The sequence below is a fragment of the Pseudomonas sp. genome, from assembly GCF_036404235.1.
Lineage (GTDB): Bacteria > Pseudomonadota > Gammaproteobacteria > Pseudomonadales > Pseudomonadaceae > Aquipseudomonas.
Window position 1 is genome coordinate 1 of sequence record NZ_DASWOT010000148.1, and the last position, 24,973, is coordinate 24,973.

At 54.8% G+C, this 24,973-nt stretch carries 24 protein-coding genes; 6 read left to right on the forward strand and 18 right to left on the reverse strand.

The window, feature by feature from the left end; translation table 11 throughout:
• Positions 1 to 234 precede the first annotated feature (234 nt).
• The 4 genes from VGC62_RS18370 to VGC62_RS18385 all read right to left on the reverse strand — a co-directional run bounded on the left by VGC62_RS18370 (position 235) and on the right by VGC62_RS18385 (position 4,411).
• Positions 235 to 1,629 (reverse strand): undecaprenyl-phosphate glucose phosphotransferase, encoded by a 1,395-nt coding sequence (locus VGC62_RS18370; protein ID WP_331188503.1) that lies wholly within the window; start codon positions 1,627 to 1,629, stop codon positions 235 to 237.
• A 524-nt stretch (positions 1,630 to 2,153) separates the two neighbouring features.
• On the reverse strand, positions 2,154 to 2,855 hold the full coding sequence (locus tag VGC62_RS18375) for a winged helix-turn-helix domain-containing protein (protein WP_331188504.1): 702 nt from the start codon (positions 2,853 to 2,855) through the stop codon (positions 2,154 to 2,156).
• A gap of 33 nt (positions 2,856 to 2,888) precedes the next feature.
• Entirely contained in the window at positions 2,889 to 3,644 is a 756-nt protein-coding gene (locus tag VGC62_RS18380; protein WP_331188505.1) for an EAL domain-containing protein, read from the reverse strand.
• Complete coding sequence (locus tag VGC62_RS18385; RefSeq protein ID WP_331188506.1) at positions 3,641 to 4,411, reverse strand: winged helix-turn-helix domain-containing protein; 771 nt, start codon at positions 4,409 to 4,411, stop codon at positions 3,641 to 3,643. Before VGC62_RS18385 ends, VGC62_RS18380 begins: the two co-directional genes overlap by 4 nt.
• 548 nt (positions 4,412 to 4,959) lie before the next feature.
• Between VGC62_RS18385 and VGC62_RS18390 the strand changes: the two genes are divergently transcribed.
• Positions 4,960 to 5,793, forward strand: coding sequence for an undecaprenyl-diphosphate phosphatase (locus VGC62_RS18390; RefSeq protein ID WP_331188507.1), 834 nt, complete (start codon positions 4,960 to 4,962; stop codon positions 5,791 to 5,793).
• Between the two features lie 228 nt (positions 5,794 to 6,021).
• On the opposite strand, the gene fabI is transcribed toward VGC62_RS18390, so the two are convergent.
• The 8 genes from fabI to gloB all read right to left on the reverse strand — a co-directional run bounded on the left by fabI (position 6,022) and on the right by gloB (position 16,923).
• A complete protein-coding gene (gene fabI, locus VGC62_RS18395) occupies positions 6,022 to 6,816 on the reverse strand; it encodes an enoyl-ACP reductase FabI (protein WP_331188508.1) in 795 nt (264 codons plus the stop codon).
• A gap of 19 nt (positions 6,817 to 6,835) precedes the next feature.
• The gene (locus tag VGC62_RS18400) at positions 6,836 to 8,446 is read right to left on the reverse strand and encodes an ABC transporter ATP-binding protein (RefSeq protein WP_331188509.1); all 1,611 of its coding nucleotides are present in this window, start codon (positions 8,444 to 8,446) and stop codon (positions 6,836 to 6,838) included.
• Between the two features lies 1 nt (position 8,447).
• Complete coding sequence (locus VGC62_RS18405; RefSeq protein WP_331188510.1) at positions 8,448 to 9,467, reverse strand: ABC transporter permease; 1,020 nt, start codon at positions 9,465 to 9,467, stop codon at positions 8,448 to 8,450.
• 1 nt (position 9,468) lies between these two features.
• A complete protein-coding gene (locus VGC62_RS18410; RefSeq protein WP_331188511.1) occupies positions 9,469 to 10,542 on the reverse strand; it encodes a microcin C ABC transporter permease YejB in 1,074 nt (357 codons plus the stop codon).
• 1 nt (position 10,543) lies between these two features.
• Complete coding sequence (locus tag VGC62_RS18415; RefSeq protein ID WP_331188512.1) at positions 10,544 to 12,415, reverse strand: extracellular solute-binding protein; 1,872 nt, start codon at positions 12,413 to 12,415, stop codon at positions 10,544 to 10,546.
• On the reverse strand, positions 12,412 to 14,220 hold the full coding sequence (locus VGC62_RS18420; protein ID WP_414705823.1) for an extracellular solute-binding protein: 1,809 nt from the start codon (positions 14,218 to 14,220) through the stop codon (positions 12,412 to 12,414). The genes VGC62_RS18415 and VGC62_RS18420 overlap by 4 nt, the downstream gene beginning before the upstream one ends.
• Positions 14,221 to 14,424: 204 nt before the next feature.
• Complete coding sequence (locus VGC62_RS18425; protein ID WP_331188514.1) at positions 14,425 to 16,044, reverse strand: LysM peptidoglycan-binding domain-containing protein; 1,620 nt, start codon at positions 16,042 to 16,044, stop codon at positions 14,425 to 14,427.
• A gap of 99 nt (positions 16,045 to 16,143) precedes the next feature.
• Positions 16,144 to 16,923: a hydroxyacylglutathione hydrolase gene (gene gloB / locus VGC62_RS18430; RefSeq protein ID WP_331188515.1), complete on the reverse strand. Its 780-nt coding sequence runs from the start codon at positions 16,921 to 16,923 to the stop codon at positions 16,144 to 16,146.
• Between the two features lie 95 nt (positions 16,924 to 17,018).
• Here gloB and VGC62_RS18435 point away from each other — a divergent pair, with 95 nt between their 5' ends.
• From VGC62_RS18435 to VGC62_RS18450, 4 genes are all read left to right on the forward strand, one after another.
• Complete coding sequence (locus tag VGC62_RS18435; RefSeq protein ID WP_331188516.1) at positions 17,019 to 17,777, forward strand: class I SAM-dependent methyltransferase; 759 nt, start codon at positions 17,019 to 17,021, stop codon at positions 17,775 to 17,777.
• Positions 17,778 to 17,827: 50 nt separating this feature from the next.
• Positions 17,828 to 18,280, forward strand: coding sequence for a ribonuclease HI (gene rnhA / locus VGC62_RS18440; RefSeq protein WP_331188517.1), 453 nt, complete (start codon positions 17,828 to 17,830; stop codon positions 18,278 to 18,280).
• 98 nt (positions 18,281 to 18,378) lie between these two features.
• A complete protein-coding gene (gene dnaQ, locus VGC62_RS18445) occupies positions 18,379 to 19,143 on the forward strand; it encodes a DNA polymerase III subunit epsilon (protein WP_331188518.1) in 765 nt (254 codons plus the stop codon).
• An 82-nt stretch (positions 19,144 to 19,225) separates the two neighbouring features.
• Positions 19,226 to 19,801, forward strand: coding sequence for a GNAT family N-acetyltransferase (locus VGC62_RS18450; RefSeq protein WP_331188519.1), 576 nt, complete (start codon positions 19,226 to 19,228; stop codon positions 19,799 to 19,801).
• A gap of 86 nt (positions 19,802 to 19,887) precedes the next feature.
• On the opposite strand, the gene VGC62_RS18455 is transcribed toward VGC62_RS18450, so the two are convergent.
• Positions 19,888 to 20,100: a hypothetical protein gene (locus tag VGC62_RS18455; protein WP_331188520.1), complete on the reverse strand. Its 213-nt coding sequence runs from the start codon at positions 20,098 to 20,100 to the stop codon at positions 19,888 to 19,890.
• Between the two features lie 315 nt (positions 20,101 to 20,415).
• Between VGC62_RS18455 and VGC62_RS18460 the strand changes: the two genes are divergently transcribed.
• On the forward strand, positions 20,416 to 20,979 hold the full coding sequence (locus VGC62_RS18460) for an NAD(P)H-dependent oxidoreductase (protein WP_331188521.1): 564 nt from the start codon (positions 20,416 to 20,418) through the stop codon (positions 20,977 to 20,979).
• 101 nt (positions 20,980 to 21,080) lie between these two features.
• Here VGC62_RS18460 and VGC62_RS18465 read toward each other — a convergent pair whose 3' ends face one another.
• The 5 genes from VGC62_RS18465 to ccoS form a co-directional block, all read right to left on the reverse strand.
• Entirely contained in the window at positions 21,081 to 21,629 is a 549-nt protein-coding gene (locus tag VGC62_RS18465) for an adenine phosphoribosyltransferase (RefSeq protein WP_331188522.1), read from the reverse strand.
• A gap of 67 nt (positions 21,630 to 21,696) precedes the next feature.
• Positions 21,697 to 22,431, reverse strand: a complete 735-nt coding sequence (fnr, locus tag VGC62_RS18470) for a fumarate/nitrate reduction transcriptional regulator Fnr (protein ID WP_331188523.1) — start codon at positions 22,429 to 22,431, stop codon at positions 21,697 to 21,699.
• Positions 22,432 to 22,550: 119 nt separating this feature from the next.
• Positions 22,551 to 23,933 carry an oxygen-independent coproporphyrinogen III oxidase gene (gene hemN, locus VGC62_RS18475; RefSeq protein WP_331188524.1) on the reverse strand — a complete coding sequence of 461 codons (1,383 nt, stop codon included), beginning with the start codon at positions 23,931 to 23,933 and terminating at the stop codon, positions 22,551 to 22,553.
• Positions 23,934 to 24,074: 141 nt separating this feature from the next.
• The gene (locus VGC62_RS18480; protein WP_331188525.1) at positions 24,075 to 24,758 is read right to left on the reverse strand and encodes a sulfite exporter TauE/SafE family protein; all 684 of its coding nucleotides are present in this window, start codon (positions 24,756 to 24,758) and stop codon (positions 24,075 to 24,077) included.
• The gene (gene ccoS / locus VGC62_RS18485) at positions 24,751 to 24,969 is read right to left on the reverse strand and encodes a cbb3-type cytochrome oxidase assembly protein CcoS (protein WP_331188526.1); all 219 of its coding nucleotides are present in this window, start codon (positions 24,967 to 24,969) and stop codon (positions 24,751 to 24,753) included. Before ccoS ends, VGC62_RS18480 begins: the two co-directional genes overlap by 8 nt.
• Between the last annotated feature and the right edge of the window lie 4 nt (positions 24,970 to 24,973).

Below are 24,973 nucleotides of genomic sequence, written 5' to 3' on the forward strand. Positions count from 1 at the left end.
CAGCTCGCCTTTTTCGACTTGGTCGACGACCGACAATTTAAAAGTCAGCGTGTAGTCTCGCTGACTACGCCTTTTTGCTGATTCCATTACGCCCTCCTGAAAATAGATCAGAAGGTGTAAACCTTATTCAGGACGGGACAACGCTCATAAAAAAGGGGACTTTCGTCCCCTTTTTACATGGTTAACACACAATGTGTCATTGGGTTTTTATCAACAGCTGCGTTGCCAGCGTTATCAATAAATGTCTTTTGACAACAAGGTGAAAGGGGTTTTGACCAGGATTTTCAGGTCCAACCATAGCGACCAGTTATTGATGTACTTAAGGTCGATTTCGACGCGTTTTTGCATCTTGTCGATGGTGTCGGTTTCGCCACGGCAACCATTGATTTGCGCCAGCCCGGTGATGCCAGGTTTGATTCGATGGCGAGCCATGTAGGCGAGAATTTTTCCGGAGTAGTAATCGTTGTGTGCGACGGCGTGCGGCCGGGGCCCGACCAGTGCCATATGGCCTTGCAACACATTGAACAACTGCGGCAGTTCATCGATCGAGGTGCGACGGATAAAGCGTCCGACCCCGGTGATACGCGAGTCGTGGCGACTGGCCTGTTTGACCTCAATGTCGTCATGCACGCGCATCGAACGAAATTTCCAGACCTGAATAACCTTGCCATTCCAGCCATGACGGTCTTGTTTGAAGAATATCGGGCCAGGGGAACTGAGTTTTACGGCCAGCGCAATGAGCAATAGCAGAGGGCTTAACAGCACAATTGCCAACAGCGCCACGCTTTTTTCCAGCAGGCTTTTGCTCAGTGCGGCAGTGGGCCGACTGGTCAACGGGCTTTCATTCAAGTAGATCGCCGGCAGGCCGTCCACCACTCTCACAGAATGATTGAGCAGGGTCAGACTGTTCAAATCTGGTACCCACACCACGTCGACGTTCGCACCCAGTAAATCGATGTACATTGCTTCGATTTTTGCGGCTTCACTAAGCGGCAACGTAATATACAAACGACGTATGTCATGTATTTTGATCAGTTCAAGCAGTTGTTCCTGTACCCCCACGATACGTGGGCTACCCACTTCCTGTGGAGGATTGGCGTCGGTACTGACCAAGCCGACCAATGGGAAGTGTTCAAGCGTACGCAGCTTCCTGGCCAGTCCAAATGCCAGCTCTCCAGTGCCCACAATCAGCGTGTTATGCCCTCTTTGACGTAACCGCTGATAGTACTGAGAGAACCCATGCAAGGGAACGTAAAGCAGTCCCTGCCCAATGTAGCCGCAGACTGCCCATATCAGGATGATTTCACGAGAAAAGAGTTCGTTGGCCTTACAGACGAAGGCAACACAGGCCAATGCAGCCAATGTCATTGTCCAACCTAAAAAAAGTCGTCCAAGACCTGTCAGGTAGCTATCTCTTTTTGCATAAACACCACACCATGAATACGCTGGAACCGAAGCCAATATTGTCAGTGTTGCGCACACTCGATAGTAGAACTCTACCGTCCCTGTCTGTTTATAAACTAATATAAATAACAGTGTGACAACTAGGCCCATAGCAAGTGACCACTGTCCCCAAAAGGTCAGCCCTTTGAGACCAGTATTTCGATTCATATGAAGATTGGTATCCATGCGATATCCCCAAAAGAAGCCCGTTCAGATGTCGTCAGGCGAGCTCCGAGCTGTCTAAGCAATTGTTTTTATTTTTATGAAGTTATTGCGCGGACAGTCATGTCGCTAACAGGCGGAACTGCCGTCAATGAATAGACTAATTTATTAATTATGACGGTGTCTGACGACTTATAACGTGCAGGTGAGGAAAAGTCAGGATTGGTAGGCTATGTTAAAAATGGTCGATAAGGTCAAGTTGCATTCCAAACGACGGAGCACGCAGAAGTTTTAACAACCTTACTGTTTGAGGTTAATACAGACGAAAGGCTCGCATGGAGTAGAGCACGACCGCCTTGATAGTTGGCTTGACCAAGGCGGCCAGACCGCCGATGTATTTCCGGAAGTCCACGGGCTTGGGATAACAGTACCGCTTTCGACGTTGCCGCCGGATTGCATTATGCCGCGCTGGCTCCGGAAAGAAATCGGGAGCACAGCTTCGGGGTCCACTGTCGGATTTGAATGTAGTGTTCATGGAATGGATACGATTATTCCATAAGCTCGGGTGGGATTTTATCCAACAGTACATTCTGAATAAGGCAGTAGCCACGATTACGGACAGCTCTGAATAGTCGCTCACCATTACTGGCGCTCTTGAATTTATCCTGTAGTCGGCTTAAGCACATTTCGAGGCCGCGATACAGTTCCGGCTCTCTGCCGATACTCTTTACGAGTTCGTCTTTACTGACGACCCGTTCGTCACCGTCCAACAGTCTTTTAACCAGGGTGACCTCCAGTCCAGTTAAGGCGATCTCGATATTTTCCCTGATCAGGATGTTGGTATTAGTATTAAGCTGCCAGGTATCCTTATCGGTTGACAGTGCATTCGCCTGACTGGAGATAAATTCTTGAGTGATACTTCTGGTCTCATCAACGACTGAGATGAAACTGTTGAGCAGATTTTCAGAGTGAGCAGCCAGCCACTCATACTCCAAGGTTGATAATATTTGCTCGGTGTCATGTTTAATAAGCAATGGAATGTTTTTTTGCTCTATATTTGGATACGTAAATTCCATACGCATGGGAGGGGAAGTCGGCTGCGATATTCCCTCAATAAACATCTTTGCCTGAGAGGTGCCGAACGATTTGTACCGTTTGCTGGACAGTATGCTTTCCAGTTCCATTTGTGAAGCTGAACTATGAGTTACCACTACAAAATATTTTTTACGGAGGGGCGTGCTGATTTCCATTTCTCTCTCCTTTACTGCATGGCCGGTTTTGGCTCAAAGGTTATCGGCAGGGGAGTAATGGCTCCCTTGAAAGTAATCAAATGGCAAAGCCCGTGCCAATATATGGCTCGCAGCGTGCTCGACTCGGTCAGCGATAAAAGAAATTTTATTGTTATGAGTCAGTGTAACCATGACGTCATGTATCTGATTAAATAAATCAGGATTGCAGTTTGACTTTAGGCTCCGGTCGAGGGATAAAACTGATGTTCTTATGTAATTCAATAAGTTAAGGGTTGTAAAAATTTCAATCGCCTCTCCGTGGAGATTGTAGCCATCGAAGGCGATTTCCACGCCGTAATCTTTCAAGAGATACACATTACGGAGGATCTTCTTTTTATTTTTGACACTGGCTGCCCAGAGCGGCAATTCGGTCAGCGTGATGACCAATGTCTGCCCTAAATTGCGGAGGGTCTCATGGGTTCGTATTAACTCTTCTGTCAGTACAGTACTGATAAGGTCTGGCTGTTCAATACCAACAAATCGTTTGTGCAAATATTTTTTTTGGCTGTTCGTGTTTTGTTCTTTCAGCGAAAGGGCGGTGAGTTGAGTCTGGATGAGGACGTTGCTGTAGATTTCACTCATCTGACCAGCAGAGGGCTTCCACACTGGATCAGTGGAAAGATATGAGTTGGCGTCAAATTGGACCCTTATCTCACTACCGAAAGGGCTGTCGTCTCTTGCCAGGATCACCTGCCGAGTCAGATAGTGGTTCACGTAATTGGAAGCAGATATGCACTCGGTCACACTCATGGAAAAACTCCTACACACAGTAAGAGGTAGGCTGTCGAGATAAGCCCCCTAATCAATCGGTATCCATGTCCGCGAATACTCTGAATGGCGTTGGTTCCATACATATCTTTTATTTTTCCGCGCAGGCGGCTTATAGACTTTTCTAAAGCCCTGGGGTCGTAAAAATTTATATTAAGGCCCATGATTTTTGCGATTTCATCATGGCTTAATATGCAGTTTTTAGTTTGAGAAAACGCCTCAAGAATTTCCATTTCGGAGAAGGTAATGTCTAGCTTCTTTGACGTGCCGAGCAGGCATATACGCGTCGGATCCAACACTAGGTTGATGTCTCTTTGCCATTCTTCGCTACTGAAAAATTCTGCAAGAGCATCTGTGCCGTCATCGGACAATGTCGAGTGCTTGATACAATAGTCGGCGCCTGCAAGGTAATACTTCATCTTGCTGTAGGTACCTTTGCCTGAGAGGACCACGCAGATGATGAGCTTTAAATTTTCACTGCGAAGACTCTCCACCACTGCAAGGCTTTCATCGAATAAATGAGGGCTGTCAATGATGACAAAAATTGCTCTGTACGAACCAAGATTTTTGTTCTTCTTAGATGAATTGCCGTAGCAGGAAACATCAATAGGGGTGTCGCTATGCACATGGGCAGCGACTAATGTTCTAAAGTGTTCAGCAACACTACGGGTACGGCCAATGGCGAGGACACCCGCTTGTTCATTTGCCTGGTGGTGGCTTCTAAGCGTTGAATTCCTTGTAAGCATCATGCTTTGGCTCGAAATAGGTACTGGCAATAGGATGTTAAAGCACTAGTTATCGTCTGTGACTGACAATTGGTAACATTTCACGGCTTTCTCTGGCGGTATTCAAGGGTTTTCTAACGTTGCTGCGGGTTTCTCCCATTATTTTCTGTCGCTGCTACATCGAGCCTGCCAGAGGCTGTATAGGTACTGGCAATATGCAATTGTTCTGCGGTATGTATCCATAGTGTGTCATGTGAAATAGCCATGTTGAATATGGGGAGATAGGTGGGTTGGGGAAAAAGTCAAGTGTTAGCTTGAGGTCCGCGTGGTGTCGATATAACTCGCTGGCAAGCATTAAGTTCGACAATTGCTAACAGGGGGGTTGAGTGTATGACTTGATTCGACTTATTCTGCAGTGCTGCCCATATAAGTGATTGACACGTGCAGCTAATAATTAATTTACTACGTACTTATACTAATCGGAGATAGAGTGCTGGTGTATTAGTGCATCTGGTTTATGTGAAAAAATAATTATTAAATTCTCAATTTAAAAGGGGCTGGCGGGGTGATTGATGGAGTTTTTTAATATCGTTAAAGTATTGATTTTAGGTGCGGTGGAGGGGCTTACCGAGTTTTTACCGATCTCAAGCACTGGTCATCAGATTATCGTTGCAGACTTGCTTGATTTTGGCGGTGAGCGAGCGATGGCATTTAACATAATTATTCAGTTGGGGGCTATTCTCGCCGTCGTTTGGGAGTTTCGTCCAAAGATCCTATGGGTCGTCAAAGGCTTGCCAACTCAACGCACCGCGCAACGGTTTACTTTCAACCTAATTATCGGGTTTTTTCCGGCGCTCGTGTTGGGGGTGATGTTCGCCGATAAAATTCACGAGTATTTATTTAACCCGATCACGGTGGCGATGGCCTTGGTATTGGGTGGAGTCATTATGTTATGGGCTGAGCGTCGGGAACATGTAATAAGCGTCGATCACATTGATGACATGCGCTGGACTGATGCGCTCAAGGTAGGCTTTGCACAGTGCCTGGCGATGATCCCGGGCACCTCACGCTCCGGGTCGACTATTATCGGCGGGCTGCTTTTTGGTCTTTCACGCACGGCAGCCACTGAGTTTTCGTTCTTCCTGGCAATCCCGACCATGGTGGGCGCCGCGGCCTATTCGGGCTACAAATATCGGGATCTGTTTCAGGCTGAAGACCTCCCAGTGTTTGTGCTGGGATTCGTAACGGCGTTTCTTTTCGCGATGATCACTGTGCGCGGGTTGCTGAAGTTTATCGCCAGCCATAGTTACGCAGTGTTTGCCTGGTACCGGATTGCGTTTGGCTTGCTGATACTGGCGACTTGGTTATTCGGTTGGATCAATTGGACAGAGGCTTCAACTGTCTGAAGACGGGATCAATGAAGTGCTCCCGTCGCCCACTGTGGGCGTGCATAAACGACACGACTTGGCATTCGATAAGGTAAACCGGCTTAGCCGCGTAACCTGCATCGCCGTACACGACACCTTATGTACAGTGGTGTGAAAGGACGGCGGATGTAAATCCGCCTCCTTTCTGTCACATGTGTGAACCGAGTGCGTCAGCACGGACAACGCCGGGCTTGGCGCTCAATCACATCACTCTTCGATGTTACCCATCGCCGTGGTGTTGAAACCGCCGTCGACGTACATGATTTCACCGCTGATGCCTGAAGCAAGGTCCGAGCACAGGAATGCGCCCGCATTGCCGACTTCGTCGATGGTGACGTTACGGCGCAATGGCGTCTGCGCTTCGTTGGCCGCCAGCATCTTGCGGAAGTTCTTGATGCCGGAAGCGGCGAGGGTGCGGATCGGACCAGCCGATACAGCGTTGACGCGAGTGCCTTCCGGACCCAGGCTGCCTGCCAGATAACGTACACCGGCTTCCAGGCTGGCCTTGGCCATGCCCATGACGTTGTAGTTCGGCATAGTGCGCTCTGCGCCCAGGTACGACAGGGTCAACAGGCTGCCGTTGCGGCCTTTCATCATTTCGCGACCGGCCTTGGCCAATGCAACGAAGCTGTAGGCGCTGATATCGTGGGCGATGCGGAAGCCTTCGCGGGTGGTGGCTTCGGTGAAGTCGCCATCCAACTGGTCGCCCGGGGCGAAGCCTACCGAGTGAACGATGACGTCCAGGCCGTCCCACTTCTTGCTGAGGGCTTCGAAGACCTTGGCGATTTCTTCGTCGCTGGCCACGTCGCAAGGGAAGCACAGCTCAGGGTTGGAGCCCCAGCCTTGTGCGAACTCTTCGACGCGGCCTTTGAGTTTTTCGTTCTGGTAGGTGAAGGCAAGCTCAGCGCCCTCGCGATGCATGGCGGCAGCAATGCCGGATGCGATGGACAGCTTGCTGGCGACACCGACGATCAGGACGCGCTTACCGGCGAGAAAACCCATGTGTTGTTCCTCTATCAGGTTAATCGACAACTGCCGGCACCAAAAAGGCGGCTTCCAGCAGTTGCTGTGTATAAGGATGTTTCGGTGCGGCGAAGATATCCTCCGCTGCACCCTGTTCGACCACTTGGCCTTGCTTGACCACCATCAGTTGGTGGCTCAGCGCTTTGACTACCGCCAGGTCATGGCTGATAAACAAATACGTCAGGTTGTACTTGATCTGCAGCGAGCGCAGCAGCTCCACTACTTGACGCTGAACGGTGCGGTCGAGCGCCGAAGTGGGCTCGTCCAACAAAATCAGCGCCGGTTTTAACACTATTGCCCGAGCGATGGCGATTCTTTGCCGCTGTCCACCGGAAAATTCATGGGGGTAGCGGTGCCGGGTGTCCGGATCCAGGCCTACCTCCTTGAGCGCTTCGATGACTGCCGACTCTTGTTCCACTGGCGTGCCCATCTTGTGGATACGCAGGCCTTCGCCAACGATATCGCACACCGACATACGCGGGCTCAGGCTACCAAACGGGTCCTGAAACACCACCTGCATCTGTCGCCGCAGCGGGCGAACCTGCTGCTGCGTCAGGGAGTCTAGCGGCTTGCCCTGAAAGCGTATGTCGCCCTGGCTTGCGATCAGCCGAAGAATTGCCAGGCCCAGCGTCGATTTGCCTGAACCGCTTTCACCGACGATGCCCAGGGTTTGACCCTTGGGCAGGCTGAAGTGAATACCATCGACTGCTTTGATGTAGTCGACCGTGCGTTTGAACAGGCCTTTCTTGATCGGGAACCATACCCGCAGGTTCTCGACTTCCAGCATTGGCGCGCCCGGAATGTTATTCGCAGGGCCACCTTTGGGCTCGGCACTGAGCAGTTCTTTGGTGTACGGATGCTGCGGCGCACGGAACAGCTCTTCGCACGATGCCTGTTCGACGATGCAACCGCGCTGCATGACACATACTCGGTTGGCTATTTGTCGCACCAGGTTTAAATCGTGGCTGATCAGCAGCAATGCCATGCCAAGGCGGCCTTGCAGTTCCTTGAGCAGTTTTAGGATTTTAAGCTGCACCGTGACATCAAGCGCGGTGGTCGGCTCATCGGCGATCAGCAGCTCTGGTTCGTTGGCCAGCGCCATCGCGATCATCACGCGTTGCCGTTGCCCGCCTGAAAGTTCGTGTGGCAGGGCTTTGAGGCGTTTGTGTGGCTCGGGAATGCCTACCAGTTCCAGCAGCTCCAGTGTGCGCGAAGTGGCCGCCTTGCCGGTCAACCCCTTATGTAGACCGAGCACTTCGTTGATCTGCTTTTCGATCGACTGCAAGGGATTCAACGAGGTCATCGGTTCTTGAAAAATCATCGCGATGTGATTGCCACGAATTGCCCGCAGGCGCTTCTCGCTGGCGGTCAGCATGTCGTGGCCGGCATAGCGAATCGTGCCACTGGGATGGCTGGCCAGCGGGTAGGGCAGCAGTCGCAAAATAGAGTGCGCGGTGACGGATTTGCCGGAGCCGCTTTCTCCCACCAGTGCCAGTGTTTCCCCCTTGCGAATGTCGAAACTGACACCGTCGACCACGCGCTGCTTGTGCTCGCCGGTGACGAACTCGACGGCCAGGTCGCGGATTTCGATCAGATTGTCCTGCTTCATTTTATTTCCTTGGATCGAACGCGTCGCGGGCGGATTCGCCGATAAACACCAGCAAACTCAACATCAGCGCCAGTACGGCGAAGGCGCTGATACCCAGCCAAGGTGCCTGCAGGTTGGATTTGCCCTGAGCCACCAGTTCACCCAGGGAGGGTGAGCCAGCAGGCAGGCCGAAGCCCAGGAAATCCAGCGCGGTCAGGGTGCCAATCGCGCCGGTAAGTATGAACGGCATGAAGGTCATGGTTGAGACCATGGCGTTAGGCAGGATATGGCGGAACATAATCGCGCCGTTTTCCATGCCTAGCGCTCGTGCTGCGCGCACGTATTCCAGGTTGCGACCGCGCAGGAATTCCGCGCGCACCACGTCCACCAGACTCATCCATGAGAACAGCAACATGATGCCCAGCAACCACCAGAAGTTGGGCTGCACAAAGCTGGCAAGGATGATCAGCAGGTACAACACTGGCAAGCCTGACCAGATCTCCAGGAAGCGCTGGCCCACCAGATCCACCCAGCCGCCATAAAAGCCCTGCAGCGCACCGGCGATGACCCCGATGATCGAACTCAGCACGGTCAGCGTCAGGGCGAACAATACCGAAACACGAAAGCCATAGATCACTCTCGCCAGGACATCGCGCCCCTGGTCATCGGTGCCCAGCAGGTTATCCCGAGAGGGCGGCGCAGGGGCTGGAACTTTCAAATCATAGTTGATGCTCTGGTAGCTGAAAGGGATCGGCGCCCATAAGGTCCAGCCGCCCTTGGCTGCCAGCAGCTCCTTGATGTACGGGCTCTTGTAGTTGGCTTCCAGCGGGAACTCGCCGCCGAAAGTGGTTTCCGGGTAGCGTTCGAAGACCGGGAAATACCATTGGCCGTCATAGCGCACTGCCAGCGGTTTGTCGTTGGCGATCAGCTCGGCGCCCAGGCTCAGGCCGAACAGCATTAGAAACAGCCACAGTGACCACCAGCCGCGCTTGTTGGCCTTGAAGCGTGCGAAGCGGCGTCGATTGAGGGGGGACAACGTCATATCAATGATCCCTGTTTTCGAAGTCGATACGAGGATCAACCAGCGTGTAGGTAAGGTCTCCGATCAGTTTCACCACGAGTCCCAGCAGTGTGAAAATGAACAGCGTGCCGAACACTACCGGGTAATCGCGGTTGATCGCGGCTTCGAAGCTCATCAGCCCCAGACCGTCGAGCGAGAAGATCACTTCCACCAGCAACGAGCCGGTAAAGAAGATGCCAATGAACGCCGACGGGAAGCCCGCGATTACCAACAACATGGCGTTACGGAATACATGGCCGTACAGCACGCGATGCTGGGACAGGCCCTTGGCCTTGGCAGTGATCACGTATTGCTTGCCGATTTCGTCGAGAAAACTATTTTTGGTGAGCAGCGTCATGGTGGCAAAGTTGCCGACCACCAAGGCGGTAATCGGCAGCGCCAGATGCCAGAAGTAATCCCCGATCTTGCCCAGCCAGCTCATTTCATCGAAGTTGTTCGAGGTCAGCCCGCGCAATGGGAACCAGTCGAAATAACTGCCGCCGGCGAACACCACGATTAGCAGGATGGCGAATAGAAACGCCGGGATGGCATAGCCGACGATGATCGCCGAGCTGGTCCAGATGTCGAAATGGCTCCCGTGTCGTGTGGCCTTGGCAATCCCCAGCGGGATCGACACCAGGTACATGATCAGCGTGCTCCACAACCCGAGGGAAATGGACACTGGCATTTTCTCGACGATCAGATCGATCACTTTGGCATCACGGAAAAAGCTGTCGCCGAAATCCAGTCGTGCGTAGTTCTTGATCATGATCCACAAACGTTCTGGCGCTGATTTATCGAAGCCATACATGTGCTCGATTTCTTTCACCAGGCTTGGGTCCAAACCCTGCGCACCGCGATAAGTCGAACCCGCCACAGCCACTTCGGCACCACCGCCGGCAATGCGGCTGGTGGCGCCTTCGAAGCCTTCCAGCTTGGCGATCATTTGCTCCACCGGGCCACCCGGCGCGGCCTGGATGATCACGAAGTTAATGAGCAATATGCCGAGCAGCGTCGGGATGATCAGCAACAAACGCCGAAGAATATAGGCCAGCATCTTATTGCTCCGTGCTCGCCGGTGTGGCTTCTTCTGCATCAGGCTGCTTGGGCGCGGCGTCCAGCGGGATCGCCGGTTTGGCGTCTGGTTTGGCCCACCAGGTCATGTTGCCGACATCGTACAGTGGCGACATTTTCGGATGACCGATGTGGTCCCAGTACGCCACGCGCCAAGTCTTGATGTGCCAGTTAGGAATGACGTAATACCCCCACAGCAGCGCACGGTCCAGCGCGCGGGTGTGGTTAATCAGGCTTTGTCGCGAATCGGCATTGATCAGGCCACTGACCAAGGCGTCGATGGCGGGGTCCTTTAAGCCCAGCAGGTTATAGCTGCCTGGTTTATCGGCGCTGGAAGAGTCCCAAAAGTCGCGTTGCTCATTGCCTGGCGAACTGGATTGCGGAAAACTGCCGACGATCATGTCGTAATCGCGTGAGCGGCGGCGGGTGATGTACTGCGAGACGTCGACGCGGCGTATTTCCAGGTTGATGCCGATGTCGCTCAGGTTGCGCTTGAACGGCAATAGGACGCGCTCGAACTCGGTCTGTGCCAGCAAGAACTCTATGGTCACTGGCTTGCCTTCGGTATCGACCATTTTGTCGCCGACGATTTTCCAGCCGGCTTCCTTGAGCAACTGGAAAGCCTTGCGCTGTTGCTCACGAATCATCCCGCTGCCATCGGTCACCGGCAGTTTGAATGCCTCGGTGAAGATTTGAGCCGGGAGTTTGTCACGCAGGGGTTCGAGGATATTCAGCTCTTCCTGAGACGGCAGGCCATGTGAGCCCATGTCGGAGTTATCGAAGTAGCTCTTGGTTCTCGTGTACGAACCGTTGAACAACTGCTTGTTGGTCCATTCGAAATCCAGCAACAGGCTTAGCGCCTGACGCACCCGGACATCCTGGAACATCGGTTTACGCAGATTGAAGATAAAACCCTGCATGCCCTGCGGGTTGCCGTTGGGGATTTCCTCACGGATCAACCGGCCGTTTCTGACCGCAGGCGTGTCGTAGGCGGTTGCCCAGTTTTTCGCGCTGGTTTCCAGCCAATAGTCGAAGGCGCCAGCTTTCATTGCTTCAAGGGCGACCGTGTTATCGCGGTAGTACTCCGTCGATAGCGTGTCGAAGTTATAGAAGCCTTTGTTCACGGGCAGGTCCTTGCCCCAGTAATCCTTGACCCGTTCATAGCGTACCGAGCGCCCAGCCTTCACTTCGACGACCTTGTATGGCCCGCTGCCCAACGGAATTTCCAGATTGCCCTTGCCGAAGTCGCGGCTTTCCCACCAATGCTTGGGCAGGACTGGCAATTGGCCAATAATCAACGGCAACTCGCGGTTACCGTTGCGCTTGAACGTGAAGAGCACCTTGAGCGGATCTTCTGCAATTGCCTGGTCGACATCGGCGTAGTAACTGCGGTACAGCGGCGAGCCGTCTTTGATCAGCGTCTGGAAACTGAACACCACGTCTTCGGCGCGAACCGGATGGCCATCACTGAAACGGGCCTCGGGACGTAAATAGAAACGCACCCAACTGTTGTCTGGGGCCTTTTCGATTTTGCCGGCAATCAGGCCGTATTCGGTGAAGGGCTCGTCCAGACCCTGGCGCGCCAACGTATCGTAGATCAGGCCAACATCGTCGGCGGGCACACCTTTGCTGATGAACGGATTGAGGCTGTCGAACCCCCCAAAGCCGGCTTGACGGAAGATCCCGCCTTTGGGGGCGTCCGGGTTTACGTAATCGAAATGCTTGAAATTGGCCGGGTACTTTGGCGCTTCGTTGTACAAGGTTATGGCGTGTTCCGGGGCTGCCTGAGAGAAACAGGCGATACCCAGCAAGACCAGGCCGCCAGCCTGCGTCAACAGGGAACGAAAGGCAGTCATCGGGTTTTCTCCAAAGGTTTGAGCCACCACGCACGCAGGCCCAGGGTGTAGGGCGGGGTAGTGACCATGGCGAACCGGTTACGGTACGCCAGACGGTGATTGTTGAGGTACCAATTGGGAATCATGTAGTGCTGCCAGAGCAGGACGCGGTCCAGCGCTTTGGTTGCGGCGACCTGGTCGTCCCGGGTTTTTGCGGCGAGCAGTTGATTGAGCAGGTCATCCACCACCGGATTGGCGACGCCCGCATAGTTTTTGCTGCCCTTTATGTTGGCCTGGCTTGAATGGAAATACTGCCATTGCTCCAGGCCAGGGCTCAGGGTCTGGTTCAGTGTCATCAAAATCATGTCGAAATCGAATTGGTCCAGACGCTGTTTGTATTGTGCGCGATCAACGGTGCGCAAACGTGCATCGATGCCAATACGCGTGAGGTCTTCGATGTAGGGTTGCAGGATTCGTTCGAGGTTGGGATTGACCAGGAGTATTTCGAAACGCAACGGCTGGTCGTTACCGTCGGCCAGGCGTCCATTGGAAAACCTCCAGCCCGCTCCTGCAAACAGGCCCAAGGCCTTGCGCATGGTATCTCGTGGAATGCCGCCACCGTCTGTTTGCGACACTACGAATGGCTGGGTGAACAGGCTCGGCGGCAGTTGCTCGCGGTAAGGCGCCAAGGTCAGAAGCTCACGCCCGATGGGCAGGTTGGTGGCCGAGAATTCGCTATTCGGGTAATAACTGGTCGAGCGCTTGTAGGCGTTGTTGAACAGGGTGCGGTTGGTCCACTCGAAGTTGAACATCAGGTCGAGGGCTTCGCGCACTTTCACATCGGCGAATGTGGCGCGCCGTGTGTTCATGAACAGACCCTGTGTCTGCGTCGGGATCTTGTGGACGATCTGTGTCTTGATCACTTCGCCGTTGGCGAGCGCCGGGAAGTCGTAACCAGTGGACCAGTTTTTTGCCTGGTGCTCGATGTAGATATCAAATTCGCCGGCCTTGAAGGCTTCGAACGCCACGTCGGCGTCGCGGTAGAACTCGACTTCAACGCGATTGAAGTTGTACTTGCCGCGATTGACCGCCAGGTCCTTGCCCCAATAATCCTTGACCCGCTCAAACACCAGGCTGCGACCTGGATGGACTTGGGTGATGCGGTATGGTCCGCTGCCCAACGGAGGCGTGAAGGTGGTGGCCTTGAAGTCGCGGTTCTTCCAGTAGTGCTGTGGCAGGACTGGCAGCTCGCCCAGACGCAGTATCAACAATGGGTTGCCGCTTCGTTTGAACACGAAACGAATGCGGTGACGATTGAGGATGTCCACCCGTTGCACTTCTTGCAGCGCGGTACGGTATTGCGGGTGGCCATCTTTCAGCAGCGTTCTGTAGGAAAACGCGACGTCGTAGGCGGTAATTGGCTTGCCGTCGTGAAACTTTGCTTCGGGGCGCAGGTTAAATACGACCCAACTGCGGTCTTCGCTGTATTCGACGGATTTAGCGATCAGGCCATAACTGGAGGTCGGCTCGTCGCCGGAAGGATCGTATTGACCTGTACCGACCATCAGCGGCTCGTTCAGCTCACTGATGCCATATTGGCCAAAGTTGGGCGTCGAGATCGGGCTACTGCCCTTGAAGGTGTAGGGGTTGAGGGTGTCAAACGTGCCGAACGCCATGATTCTTAAGGTGCCAGTCTTCGGCGCCTCGGGATTGACCCAGTCGAAATGCGTAAAACTGGCCGGGTACTTGAGGACGCCGAACTGTGCGTAACCATGGCTTTCGCTGATGGTGGCGGCGGCTGTCGTGCTCAAGGCCAGGCTGAACATCAGCAGGCAAAGGCGTATCAAATCGAGGTTCGATCCAGGCAGCGGTCGGTCACAGTAACAGCTTGTATCGACTGGAAAAAGAGTGCTCAGGATTAGCCGTGAGCCTCTGTAGGAGCGAACTTGTTCGCGAGGCGACGTACCTGATACGTCGCATCAAGCTCTCGCCAACAAGTTGGCTCCAACAGGTGTGATTCAGCTCAGAACTCAATGTGGCAAATACACTGTCAACGTCTGTCCAGGCTTGAGCGCCTGACCACTGCGCGGGTTCCAGCGTTTTAGGTGCTGCATCTCGACATTGAAACGCTTGGCTACCAGGTAAAGCGAGTCGCCTTTCTGGATTTTGTACTGCATGGATTTCTGGTCGCTTTCTTGGTTTTTCGCGCTGGACGCGTTGCTGGCAATGGCGCGTGTGCTGATGGTGGCTTTTGCAGGCTTGCTGTTGTCTTGCATGACCAGCGTCTGGCCGACCTTCAGGTTTTGCCCGGACAGTTTGTTCCAGTGTTGCAGATCCTTGACGTCCACCTTGTTGATCCGGGCGACTTGAACCAGGTTGTCGCCTTTCTTCACTTTGTAAGTGCGTGTGCGCGTGGGTTTGCTGTCTTCGCTGGCAAGCTCTTGGAATACCGGCAGGGCAGGTGTTATGCCCGGTTGTACAGGAATGGTCAGTGTCTGACCGCGACTCAAACGATTGCCGGAGAGCTTGTTCAGGTCTTTGAGCGTGTTGGCCGAAACTTGATAACGGCTGGCAATACTGGCCAGGCTGTCGCCGGGACGAACCCGATATTGCTGCCAGTCGATCAACTCTTCGGGCTTCATGTTCGACAGGCTGGCAGTCAACAACTGCGATTTGGAAGTCGGCACCAGTAAGTGCTGCGGACCGTCAATGGTCAGGCGTTTTTTGAAAGCAGGGTTGAGCTGGATCAGCTCGTCTTCGTCGATGTTGGCCATCGCTGCGACTTTGGACAGGTCCATGCGCTGGTTAAGCTCGACAACGTCGAAATACGGTTGGTTGGCGATCGGGTTGAGGTTGACCCCGTAGGCTTCCGGCGACATCACCACTTGCGACAGCGCCAGCAGCTTGGGCACGTAGTCGCGGGTTTCCTGTGGCAATGGCAGGTTCCAGTAATCGGTTGGCAGGTTCAGCTTGTCGTTGCGCTCGATGGCGCGGCTCACAGTACCTTCGCCAGCGTTATAGGCCGCGAGCGCCAACAGCCAGTCTCCGTTGAACATGTCATGCAGGCGGGTCAGGTAATCGAGCGCGGCAGTGGTGGACGCTGTGATGTCGCGGCGCCCATCGTAGAAGTTGGTTTGACGCAGGTTGAAATAGCGCCCGGTGGACGGGATGAATTGCCAGATACCGGCGGCATCGCTGCGCGACAGGGCCATCGGGTTGTAGGCGCTTTCGATCACTGGCAGCAAGGCCAGCTCCAGGGGCATGTTGCGCTCTTCCAGGCGTTCGACGACGTAGTGCATATACAAACTGCCGCGCTCGCCAGCGGTTTCCAGGAAGGAGGGGTTGTTGGCGTACCACAGCCGTTGCTGTTCGATGCGTGGGTTGAGGTCGTTGCCGTCCTGCAGTTGGAAACCTTCGCGAATCCGCTCCCAGACATCGTGAGGCGGCGTTTGAGGCGTCGGTTTACGGGCAAGGAAAATCGGTTTCTGCTTGATCTTGGCCGAGATATTAGCGACCGGAGTGGCACTGCCGGGCTCCAGGCTACTGGTGGTCTGACAGCCTGCCAACGTAGCGCTCGCGATGACCGCCAGCGCTTGGGCCAACCGAGTCAATGCGTCGGAATTAAAGGTTCTGCGTATGGATGACGACATTGGCTGGGGGATAGTTCCAGGCGAAAATGTCGAGCGATTCTAGAAAGCGTCTTAACAACGGTCAACCTTTCAGAATTTTTGTACTGATTGACTGCTTCTTTAGAACTTATCTTTCCAGGCGCGCAAGGCCGCAAAAACCGCTACAGGCGTTGAATTGTCTGCGCCGTTCCGTTCGTCTGCTTTTTTTTTGACCGCTGGTACATCAGCGCGCAGAAATGGATTGGTTTTACGTTCAAGGGCTAAATTGGAAGGCAGACTGATGCGGTTTTCGTGGCGCCACTGTGTTACTTGCTCAAAGCGCTGGATCACGTCTGGATTGTTCGGCTCGACCGCCACTGCAAAGCGCAGGTTGCTCAATGTGTATTCGTGGGCGCAGTAAACAAGGGTGTTGTCGGACAGTTCAGCCAGGCGACTGAGGGAATGGTGCATTTGTTCGGGCGTGCCTTCAAACAGCCTCCCGCATCCGGCGGCGAACAGCGTATCGCCACTGAACAGCAGCGGCGTCCTGGAGTCGGCATGGTAGAAGGCGATATGCCCGAGGGTGTGGCCCGGTACCGCATAGACGGTGAACGTCAGTCCGAGTACGGTGAGCTGATCGTTATCGGCCAGGGATACGTCGCGTACCGGCGTGTTTTCGGCTGCGGGGCCATAGACCCTGGCGCCGCTGACGCGTTTGAGTTGTTCGACGCCACCGGTGTGGTCGGCGTGGTGGTGGGTCACCAGGATGTCGGTCAAACGCCACTCGGGGTTGTGCGCAAGCCATGTCAATACCGGCTCGGCATCGCCCGGATCGACCACCGCACAACGTTTGCTGGTCATGTCCTGTAACAACCAGATGTAGTTGTCGCTGAAAGCGGGCAGGGCTTGAATCTGTATCATGGCGCGGTTCGCTTGATGGGAAACAAAGATGCATCTTAGAGTCTGAGTAACTTCCAGGCGAGTACCTCTCGCGAGATCCCTCATGGAGACCGGAAATGACCGATGAAGCGTTTGCCCAAGCCGATCCCGAATGGCTTGAGCTGATCAGTGCGGCGCGTGAATGGCTGTCCGGACCACTGGGGCAATTGTTGCTGGACGAAGAGCGGCGGGTGCTCGAAGAAGAGCTCGAGCGTTTCTTCGGAGGTTATCTGGTGCATTACGGACCTTCAGCAGAAAACCCGCCAGCGGCCAAACAGGTTCAGCGTAACGTGCGTCTCGGAGCACCGCTGCCGGGTGTTGAGATTGTCTGCGAAGAGCAGGCTTGGCCGTTGAGTGAGCACGCCGCCGACGTGGTGGTGATGCAGCACGGTCTGGATTTCTGTCTTTCGCCCCATGGCTTGCTGCGCGAGGCCGCCAGCAGCGTCAGGCCCGGCGGGCATTTGTTGATTGTCGGGATCAACCCATGGAGCGCGTGGGGGATTCGCCATTTCTTCGCCCATGACGCTTTGCGCCGGGCACGCTGCATTTCGCCGTCACGGGTCGGCGACTGGCTGAATCTGCTGGGCTTCGCGCTGGAGAAACGCCGCTTCGGGTGCTATCGTCCGCCGCTTGCTTCGCCAACCTGGCAGCACCGTCTGGCCGGTCTTGAGCGTCTGGGCGATGGCTGGCAAAGCCCCGGTGGCGGCTTTTACGTGCTGGTGGCACGTAAACTGGTGGTCGGATTGCGCCCTCTGCGCATGCCGCGTCGCGAGCCAATGGGCAAACTGCTACCGCTGCCGATGGCCAAGGTCAACCGGCGCAGCCCAGAGCCCTGAAGGTCTGGTCATAAAAGGCGAGAAGCCTCCTAAATTGTGGAAACGTTGTCATGAGTGAAACCGTTGAACTCTTCTCCGACGGCGCCTGTAAAGGCAACCCTGGTCCAGGTGGTTGGGGTGCGTTGCTGGTGTGTAAAGGTGTGGAGAAGGAGTTGTGGGGTGGCGAAGCCAACACCACCAATAACCGCATGGAGCTGACAGGTGCCATTCGTGGTCTTGAAGAATTGAAGCGTTCCTGCGAAGTGACGCTGGTGACCGACTCGCAGTACGTGATGAAAGGCATCACCGAATGGATGCCTAACTGGAAGAAGCGCGGTTGGAAAACAGCGGCCAAAGAGCCCGTTAAAAACGCTGATCTCTGGCAACTGCTGGACGAACAGGTCAATCGCCACAAAGTCACTTGGCAATGGGTTCGCGGCCACATCGGCCATCCCGGCAACGAGCGGGCCGACCAACTGGCCAATCGCGGGGTCGATGAAGTGCGCGGGATAAAGCGCGGCTGATGATCTGCTTTGTAGCGTGCTTGACCCTGCGCGCTCCACAGGGTCGATACCTGATTCAGTCATGCTAAGATTCGCGCCTGGAGCTGAGGCGGTAAGCAATGACTGTACAAAATATCCTTGAACGAAAAGTAGTGCTCGATACCGAAACCACCGGTATGCCTGTGACTGACGGCCACCGCGTGATCGAGATCGGTTGTGTCGAGCTGATCGGTCGGCGCCTGACCGGGCGACACTTTCATGTGTACCTGCAACCGGACCGGGAAAGTGACGAGGGTGCGATTGGCGTCCACGGTATCACCGATGAATTTTTGATCGGCAAACCAAGGTTTGCCGAAGTGGCCGACGAGTTCTACGAGTTCGTCAAAGGCGCGCAACTGATCATTCACAACGCAGCGTTCGACGTTGGCTTCCTCAACAATGAGTTCGCGTTGATCGGTCAGACCGACCGCACTGATATCACCACCTACTGCACCGTGCTCGATACGCTGGCAATGGCCCGCGAGCGTCATCCGGGTCAGCGCAACAGCCTCGATGCGCTGTGCAAACGTTACGGCGTCGACAACTCCGGTCGTGAGCTGCACGGCGCCTTGCTCGACTCCGAGATTCTGGCGGACGTCTACCTGGCGATGACGGGCGGCCAGACCACGCTATCGCTGGCGGGTAACAACGATGGTGAGGGTGGCGCTGATCGTCCGAGCGAGATCCGCCGCATTGTGAACCGCACGCCAGGCCCGATCATTCGCGCCTCTGACAGCGAAATGGCCGAGCACCAGGCACGCATGGCGATCATCGCCAAGTCCGCCGGCGCCCCTGCACTGTGGGTGCAATTGCTTGAAGCGCAGCAAGACGCAGCATCAGCCTGAGGGCCGGTGTGCTGGTGTGCTGGTGTGCTGGTGTGTCACATCTTGAGATGTCGTCTCCATTCATAGATGGCGCAGGCCCTACATGACTGACTTTCCATCGGCAATACCCACCTTAAGCGTTCGCATCGCTGATGAACGTTTTGAGGACTACATCCTCAACAGCGAATTCACCTTTACCGTCTGCGGATACGCAAAAGTGCAGATCGGCAAGCCGGTGGCTCAGTGGCGCATTGATTCGGTCGAGCCGTATCTAAAAAATTACGGCATCGATTCAGAAGAGTTCTGCGAATACCGGGATCGCGCCGACAGCATGGTGCTCGTGGCCTGGATCGGCGAGCAGCCTGTCGGGCATATCGTCCTCAGCACCCACTGGAACGGCTTCGCTCATATTGACGAACTGGCGGTGGATGCTCCAGCCAGACGCAACGGTGTAGCCCGCGCACTGCTTGATGTCGCGCAGTTCTGGAGCCGTAAGCGCAATCTTCCCGGCATCATGCTGGAAACCCAAAACAACAACCTGGCGGCATGTCGGTTGTATGAAAGTTATGGGTTTGTCGTTGGCGGTGTCGATCATCTGCTGTATCGCGCAATCGATCCGATAAGCCAGGAGGTCGCGATTTTCTGGTATCTGTTGTTCGACGACTGTGTCGTCAGCTGACCGTTTGATGCCACAAGCTGCAAGCGGAAAAAACCGTAACGCCATCGAGTAGCTTGCCACTTGTGGCTAATCGCCTGATGCCGCTTTCAACTCACTCGCGTGATCTTGATGCCGGACTGCAGCAACTCGAACTCGTCCCCGCCCAGATGATTGACGCGGTCACCAATGGCCAGCCTATAGGTGGATTTAGGCTCCGTGCCGCCAGCCTCGACGGGCTGTGATTCCCGGAACTCATGCACAGGGTAGACGCGGCCTTCTGCGTCTCTGGCATGAAACTGTCCAACTAGAACTGAAGCCATTTGCTTTGTAACCTCTGGAAATAACTGCTCGTTTTCGCTCGCATCGTACCATCACACGCTGACAATCCGTGGCCGCTGGTAAGGTAAGTCTGAAAGATATGTAGCTCTTTTCGCGGTCATGTCTTCAGACCGCCGTTTTCAACGGTAGTTTTTGCCTGCCGAAAAAATAGTCGCGACGAACGGTGTGCCTTGGTGACCATGGGGCAAGGATGGATTATCGGCTGGCTCGATGATGATCAACAAAAATAACGGGCTGAAGAATACGTTTCTTTCATCTATAACTGTGGGTTCATCAATCAGATAGAGAGCATGTTCATGAGCCAGGTCTACACCATTGCAGTGATCGTCGGCAGTTTGAGAAAAGACTCCATCAACCGCAAAGTGGCTCACGCCTTGGCCGAGCTTGCACCCAGTAGCCTCAAACTGAAGATCGTCGAAATCGGTGATTTGCCGCTTTACAACGAAGACATTGATGGCGAGACGGCGCCTGCGTCTTACACGCGTTTGCGTCAAGAGCTGTTGAGCGTTGATGGCTTTCTATTCGTGACACCTGAATACAACCGTTCCGTGCCGGGCGCGCTGAAAAACGCCATTGACGTTGGCTCGCGTCCTTATGGCAAAAGCGCCTGGGGCAGCGCCAAACCGGCGGCGGTCGTGAGTGTATCGCCAGGTGCAATTGGTGGATTCGGTGCTAACCAGCATTTGCGTCAGTCGTTCGTGTTTCTGAATGTGCTGTGCATGCAGCAGCCGGAGGCGTATCTAGGTAACGCCGGTACGTTCTTCGATGAGCAGGGCAAGTTGAGCGAGAAAACTCGACCGTTTCTACAAGCCATCATTGATGGATTCGCCGGGCATGTGGCGCGAACGCTGAAGGTTTGACTCAGTTTGGATAGCTGATCGATATGACTCTGTGTGCGAGCAAGCTCGCACACAGAGTCAAGCTTGATTCGCTCTGGGGCCTTGCCTGACTTGAGGCCGATTCATCGATCCGTCAACGCAAACTGAGTCAGGCAGAACGTCGGGATCGACATGTCCTCTAACCGACGCGAACCACCCAGCTCCGGCAAATCAATGATCGCCGCCGCTTCATATACCTTGGCGCCCATACGGCGGATCAGATTGGCCGCCGCGATCAGCGTGCCACCCGTCGCAATCAAATCATCGAACATCACCACCGAATCGCCATCGCACAGGCTGTCGGCGTGAACTTCCAGAAAAGCCTCTCCGTACTCGGTCTGATAGGCCTCGGACAGGATGTCAGCTGGCAGCTTGCCCTGCTTGCGGAACAGCACCAGCGGTTTGTTGAGTTCGTAGGCGATGATCGAGCCGATCAGAAAACCTCGAGCGTCCATGGCGCCAACGTGGGTGAAGTCCGACTCGATGTAACGCTGGACGAAGCTGTCGATCACCAGGCGTAGAGCCTTGGGCGACTGAAACAGAGGGGTGATATCACGAAAGATGACGCCTGGTTTGGGGAAGTCAACGACCGGGCTGATCAGGGATTTGAAGCTGAATTCATCGAAAATCATCACAGAGGGTCCTGAGCAGGGAGGCCGACCAAAGGCGCTAGTCTAAGCCTGCCCAGACGCCTGCGCATCAGCTTTCCAGTGAACCGCCTGCGAGCGCGCACAGCTGAATCGGATCAATGATGCGGATTTCCTTGCCCTCGGCGGCGATCAATTCGTTCTGCTGAAAGCGGGTGAATACGCGGGATACGGTTTCTACAGCGAGCCCCAGGTAGTTGCCGATCTCATTGCGAGACATGCTCAGGCGGAACTGATTGGCGGAAAAGCCGCGAGCGCGGAAACGCGCAGACAGGTTAACGAGGAAGGTAGCGATTCGCTCGTCAGCGGTCTTTTTCGAGAGCAGTAGCATCATTTGCTGATCGTCGCGAATTTCCCGACTCATGACGCGCATCAATTGCCGACGCAGTTGCGGTAATTGTACCGACAGTTCGTCCAGACGCTCGAACGGTATCTCGCACACCGAGGTGGTTTCCATCGCTTGTGCCGAGACCGGGTACGCTTCGGCATCCATGCCGGACAGGCCAACCAGTTCGCTGGGCAGGTGGAAACCTGTGAGTTGTTCTTCGCCACTGTCGCTCAGACTGAACGTTTTCAACGCCCCGGAACGTACTGCGTACACCGAGTCAAACTTATCGCCCTGGCGGAACAAGAAGTCGCCTTTCTTTAACGGGCGGCCGCGCTTGACGATTTCGTCGAGTGCATCCATGTCTTCCAGATTGAGCGAAAGCGGGAGGCACAACGGGGCGAGGCTGCAATCCTTGCAATGGGCTTGGGTATGAGCGCGCAGTTTTAGTGGCTCAGACATCGGTTAATTCCTTGTGAGAAAACACACATAAGTGGCGAGGGTACCTCATCGGTTAAGCTCTCGACCAGTACGTGCCTTCATGGTTCGGAAATAATTCCTACCAACGCAGCGACTTTTTCCTATATCACCCGTGAGAATCGTTGACGGTTGTGTACTGTCAGGTATGCATCGAAAGCCATGCAAATAGAACGCACCAACAGCCGCCCAGCAGATTTGACCTGAATGCCGTTGGTATCGATGTCGATCAGACCGTCTTCGGCCATCGTCAGCAATTGCGGCCACAGTTCGCGAAAGTAATCCTGAAACTCGATAGCGAACGTACGTTCGATAGCGCCGAAATCCAGGCTGAAATGGCAAATCAATTGCTGGATGATTGCCTGACGCAGGCGATCATCGTCATTGCACAATAGGCCACGCTTGGTTGCCAGTTGGTCGCTGGCCAGCAGGTTTTGATAGTCATTCAAGTCGATGCTATTTTGCGCGTAAAGGTCACCGACCTGGCTGATGGCTGACACACCGAGACCGATCAGGTCGCAATGACCATGGGTGGTGTAGCCCTGAAAATTGCGCTGTAGCGTAGCCTCTTCCTGGGCGATTGCCAGTTCGTCGTCGGGCAACGCGAAGTGATCCATACCGATGTAGCGATAACCTGCGCCCGTCAGTTGTTCGATAGTGCGTTTGAGCATCTGCAGTTTTTGTTCTGGCGCAGGCAGGTCGGCGCTGTTGATGCGCCGCTGGGGCATGAAACGATCAGGCAGGTGCGCGTAATTGAACACCGAAAGCCGATCCGGTTGCAGGGCGATGATTTCATCGACTGTGTGGGCAAAGCTTTCCGGCGTTTGCTTGGGCAGCCCATAGATCAGGTCGATGTTCACTGAACGAAACTGCAAGGTGCGCGCGGCGTCGACGATGGCTTGGGTTTCTTCCAGGCTCTGCAAACGGTTGATTGCACGCTGCACCGTCGGGTCGAGATCCTGCACACCAAGGCTGACACGGTTGAAGCCCAATTCGCGTAGCAGGCCCATGGTCGACCAGTCGGCTTCGCGCGGGTCGATTTCGATGCCGTAGTCGCCTGAATCGTCATCGAGCAAGGTGAAGTGTTGACGAAGATGGCCCATGAGCTGGCGCAATTCTACGTGGCTCAAAAAGGTCGGTGTGCCGCCGCCAAAATGCAGTTGTTCAACGACTTGCTTTGAATCGACATGACAGGCGAGTAGCTGGATTTCCTGCTGAAGGCGCTGCAAATAAGGCTGCGCACGGCCGCGATCCTTAGTGATGATTTTGTTGCAGGCACAGTAGTAGCAAATGTTGGCGCAGAACGGGATGTGTACGTACAGCGATAAAGGACGCAGGGCTTTGCGGCTGTCGCGCAACGCATGCAGTAAATCAAAGGCGCCGATCTGCGTATGAAATTGCACGGCGGTGGGGTAAGACGTGTAGCGAGGCCCCGCCAGATCGTAACGGTGGATGAGATCAGAGTCCCAACGAAGGTCGTCGAGCATGCGGGTATTCCCGAAAAAGGCTAGCAGTGGCGCCAGTTTAGGGAGCGAGACATGGGCAAAAGGTGATTTGGGTCAATGGTTGTAGGATGGGGGCGCGCCATTTGTCTGACGCCTCGCTCAACGCCTTTGGCAGACGCTGATCTAATGCCCCATCAACCAATGTCGATGCGGGCCGGGCAGTGTCCAGAGGCCGAACAGAATGACCAATAGTCCGCTCGCCGCACGAACGCCGCGCTTGCGTAATAAGGCCGTGGTGCGCTCGGCCGCGAGCCCGGTTGCCAGCAACACCGGCCAGGTGCCAAGCCCGAACGCGAGCATCAGCAGCGCACTGTAAAGTGCGTTGCCCTGACTCGCCGCCCACAGCAACGTGCTGTAAACCAACCCGCACGGCAACCAGCCCCATAACGCGCCGAGCAGCAGGGCGCGAGGCACGCTGGACACCGGCAGCAGTTTGCTGGCGACGGGTTGAATATGGCGCCACAGGCCGCGGCCCGCGCTTTCGACATGGGTCAAGCCGCTCCACCAACCGGCGAGATACAGCCCCATGGCGATCAGCAGCAACGCAGCGATCACACGCATGAGCATTGCGCCGGGGCTATTGGCGATTGCCCAGCCTGCCAAACCGATCAACAAACCGGCGCAGGTATAACTGAGGATGCGCCCCAGGTTGTAAGCGAGCAGCAAACGAAAGCGACGACTGCGTTGCTCCTTGGGAATCGCCAACGTCAGCGCTCCCATCAGGCCCCCGCACATGCCCAGGCAATGACCACCGCCGAGCAAGCCAAGGATGATGGCCGAGGCCAGCAATGGCAGCAGCTCAATCATGAGGTCGCTTCTCTTCGGCAGGAGGGCTGGTTTTGCCAGACGCCTCATCCACACCTGCTTGATGATTGGGGTCCTGATCATCGAACAGGATGCTGTGCGCCGGGCTGTCGAGGTCGTCGTATTGGCCGCTGTCCACAGCCCAAAAGAAGATATAAATGGCGATGGAAACGATCAGCAGCGCAACGGGAATCATGATGTAAAGCGCTGGCATAAGG

Bases quoted from the DNA above. Each gene is read 5' to 3' on its own strand.
- VGC62_RS18400 (WP_331188509.1), bottom strand. From the start codon at position 8,446: ATGAAGCAGGACAATCTGATCGAAATCCGCGACCTGGCCGTCGAGTTC.
- fabI (WP_331188508.1), bottom strand. From the start codon at position 6,816: ATGGGTTTTCTCGCCGGTAAGCGCGTCCTGATCGTCGGTGTCGCCAGC.
- VGC62_RS18425 (WP_331188514.1), bottom strand. From the start codon at position 16,044: ATGTCGTCATCCATACGCAGAACCTTTAATTCCGACGCATTGACTCGG.
- VGC62_RS18385 (WP_331188506.1), bottom strand. From the start codon at position 4,411: ATGATGCTTACAAGGAATTCAACGCTTAGAAGCCACCACCAGGCAAAT.
- VGC62_RS18455 (WP_331188520.1), bottom strand. From the start codon at position 20,100: ATGGCTTCAGTTCTAGTTGGACAGTTTCATGCCAGAGACGCAGAAGGC.
- VGC62_RS18390 (WP_331188507.1), top strand. From the start codon at position 4,960: ATGGAGTTTTTTAATATCGTTAAAGTATTGATTTTAGGTGCGGTGGAG.
- VGC62_RS18370 (WP_331188503.1), bottom strand. From the start codon at position 1,629: ATGGATACCAATCTTCATATGAATCGAAATACTGGTCTCAAAGGGCTG.
- VGC62_RS18435 (WP_331188516.1), top strand. From the start codon at position 17,019: ATGACCGATGAAGCGTTTGCCCAAGCCGATCCCGAATGGCTTGAGCTG.
- dnaQ (WP_331188518.1), top strand. From the start codon at position 18,379: ATGACTGTACAAAATATCCTTGAACGAAAAGTAGTGCTCGATACCGAA.
- VGC62_RS18460 (WP_331188521.1), top strand. From the start codon at position 20,416: ATGAGCCAGGTCTACACCATTGCAGTGATCGTCGGCAGTTTGAGAAAA.
- ccoS (WP_331188526.1), bottom strand. From the start codon at position 24,969: ATGCCAGCGCTTTACATCATGATTCCCGTTGCGCTGCTGATCGTTTCC.
- VGC62_RS18405 (WP_331188510.1), bottom strand. From the start codon at position 9,467: ATGACGTTGTCCCCCCTCAATCGACGCCGCTTCGCACGCTTCAAGGCC.
- VGC62_RS18465 (WP_331188522.1), bottom strand. From the start codon at position 21,629: ATGATTTTCGATGAATTCAGCTTCAAATCCCTGATCAGCCCGGTCGTT.
- VGC62_RS18380 (WP_331188505.1), bottom strand. From the start codon at position 3,644: ATGAGTGTGACCGAGTGCATATCTGCTTCCAATTACGTGAACCACTAT.
- VGC62_RS18420 (WP_414705823.1), bottom strand. From the start codon at position 14,220: ATGTTCAGCCTGGCCTTGAGCACGACAGCCGCCGCCACCATCAGCGAA.
- VGC62_RS18450 (WP_331188519.1), top strand. From the start codon at position 19,226: ATGACTGACTTTCCATCGGCAATACCCACCTTAAGCGTTCGCATCGCT.
- VGC62_RS18410 (WP_331188511.1), bottom strand. From the start codon at position 10,542: ATGCTGGCCTATATTCTTCGGCGTTTGTTGCTGATCATCCCGACGCTG.
- VGC62_RS18375 (WP_331188504.1), bottom strand. From the start codon at position 2,855: ATGGAAATCAGCACGCCCCTCCGTAAAAAATATTTTGTAGTGGTAACT.
- rnhA (WP_331188517.1), top strand. From the start codon at position 17,828: ATGAGTGAAACCGTTGAACTCTTCTCCGACGGCGCCTGTAAAGGCAAC.
- VGC62_RS18415 (WP_331188512.1), bottom strand. From the start codon at position 12,415: ATGACTGCCTTTCGTTCCCTGTTGACGCAGGCTGGCGGCCTGGTCTTG.
- VGC62_RS18480 (WP_331188525.1), bottom strand. From the start codon at position 24,758: ATGATTGAGCTGCTGCCATTGCTGGCCTCGGCCATCATCCTTGGCTTG.
- fnr (WP_331188523.1), bottom strand. From the start codon at position 22,431: ATGTCTGAGCCACTAAAACTGCGCGCTCATACCCAAGCCCATTGCAAG.
- hemN (WP_331188524.1), bottom strand. From the start codon at position 23,933: ATGCTCGACGACCTTCGTTGGGACTCTGATCTCATCCACCGTTACGAT.
- gloB (WP_331188515.1), bottom strand. From the start codon at position 16,923: ATGATACAGATTCAAGCCCTGCCCGCTTTCAGCGACAACTACATCTGG.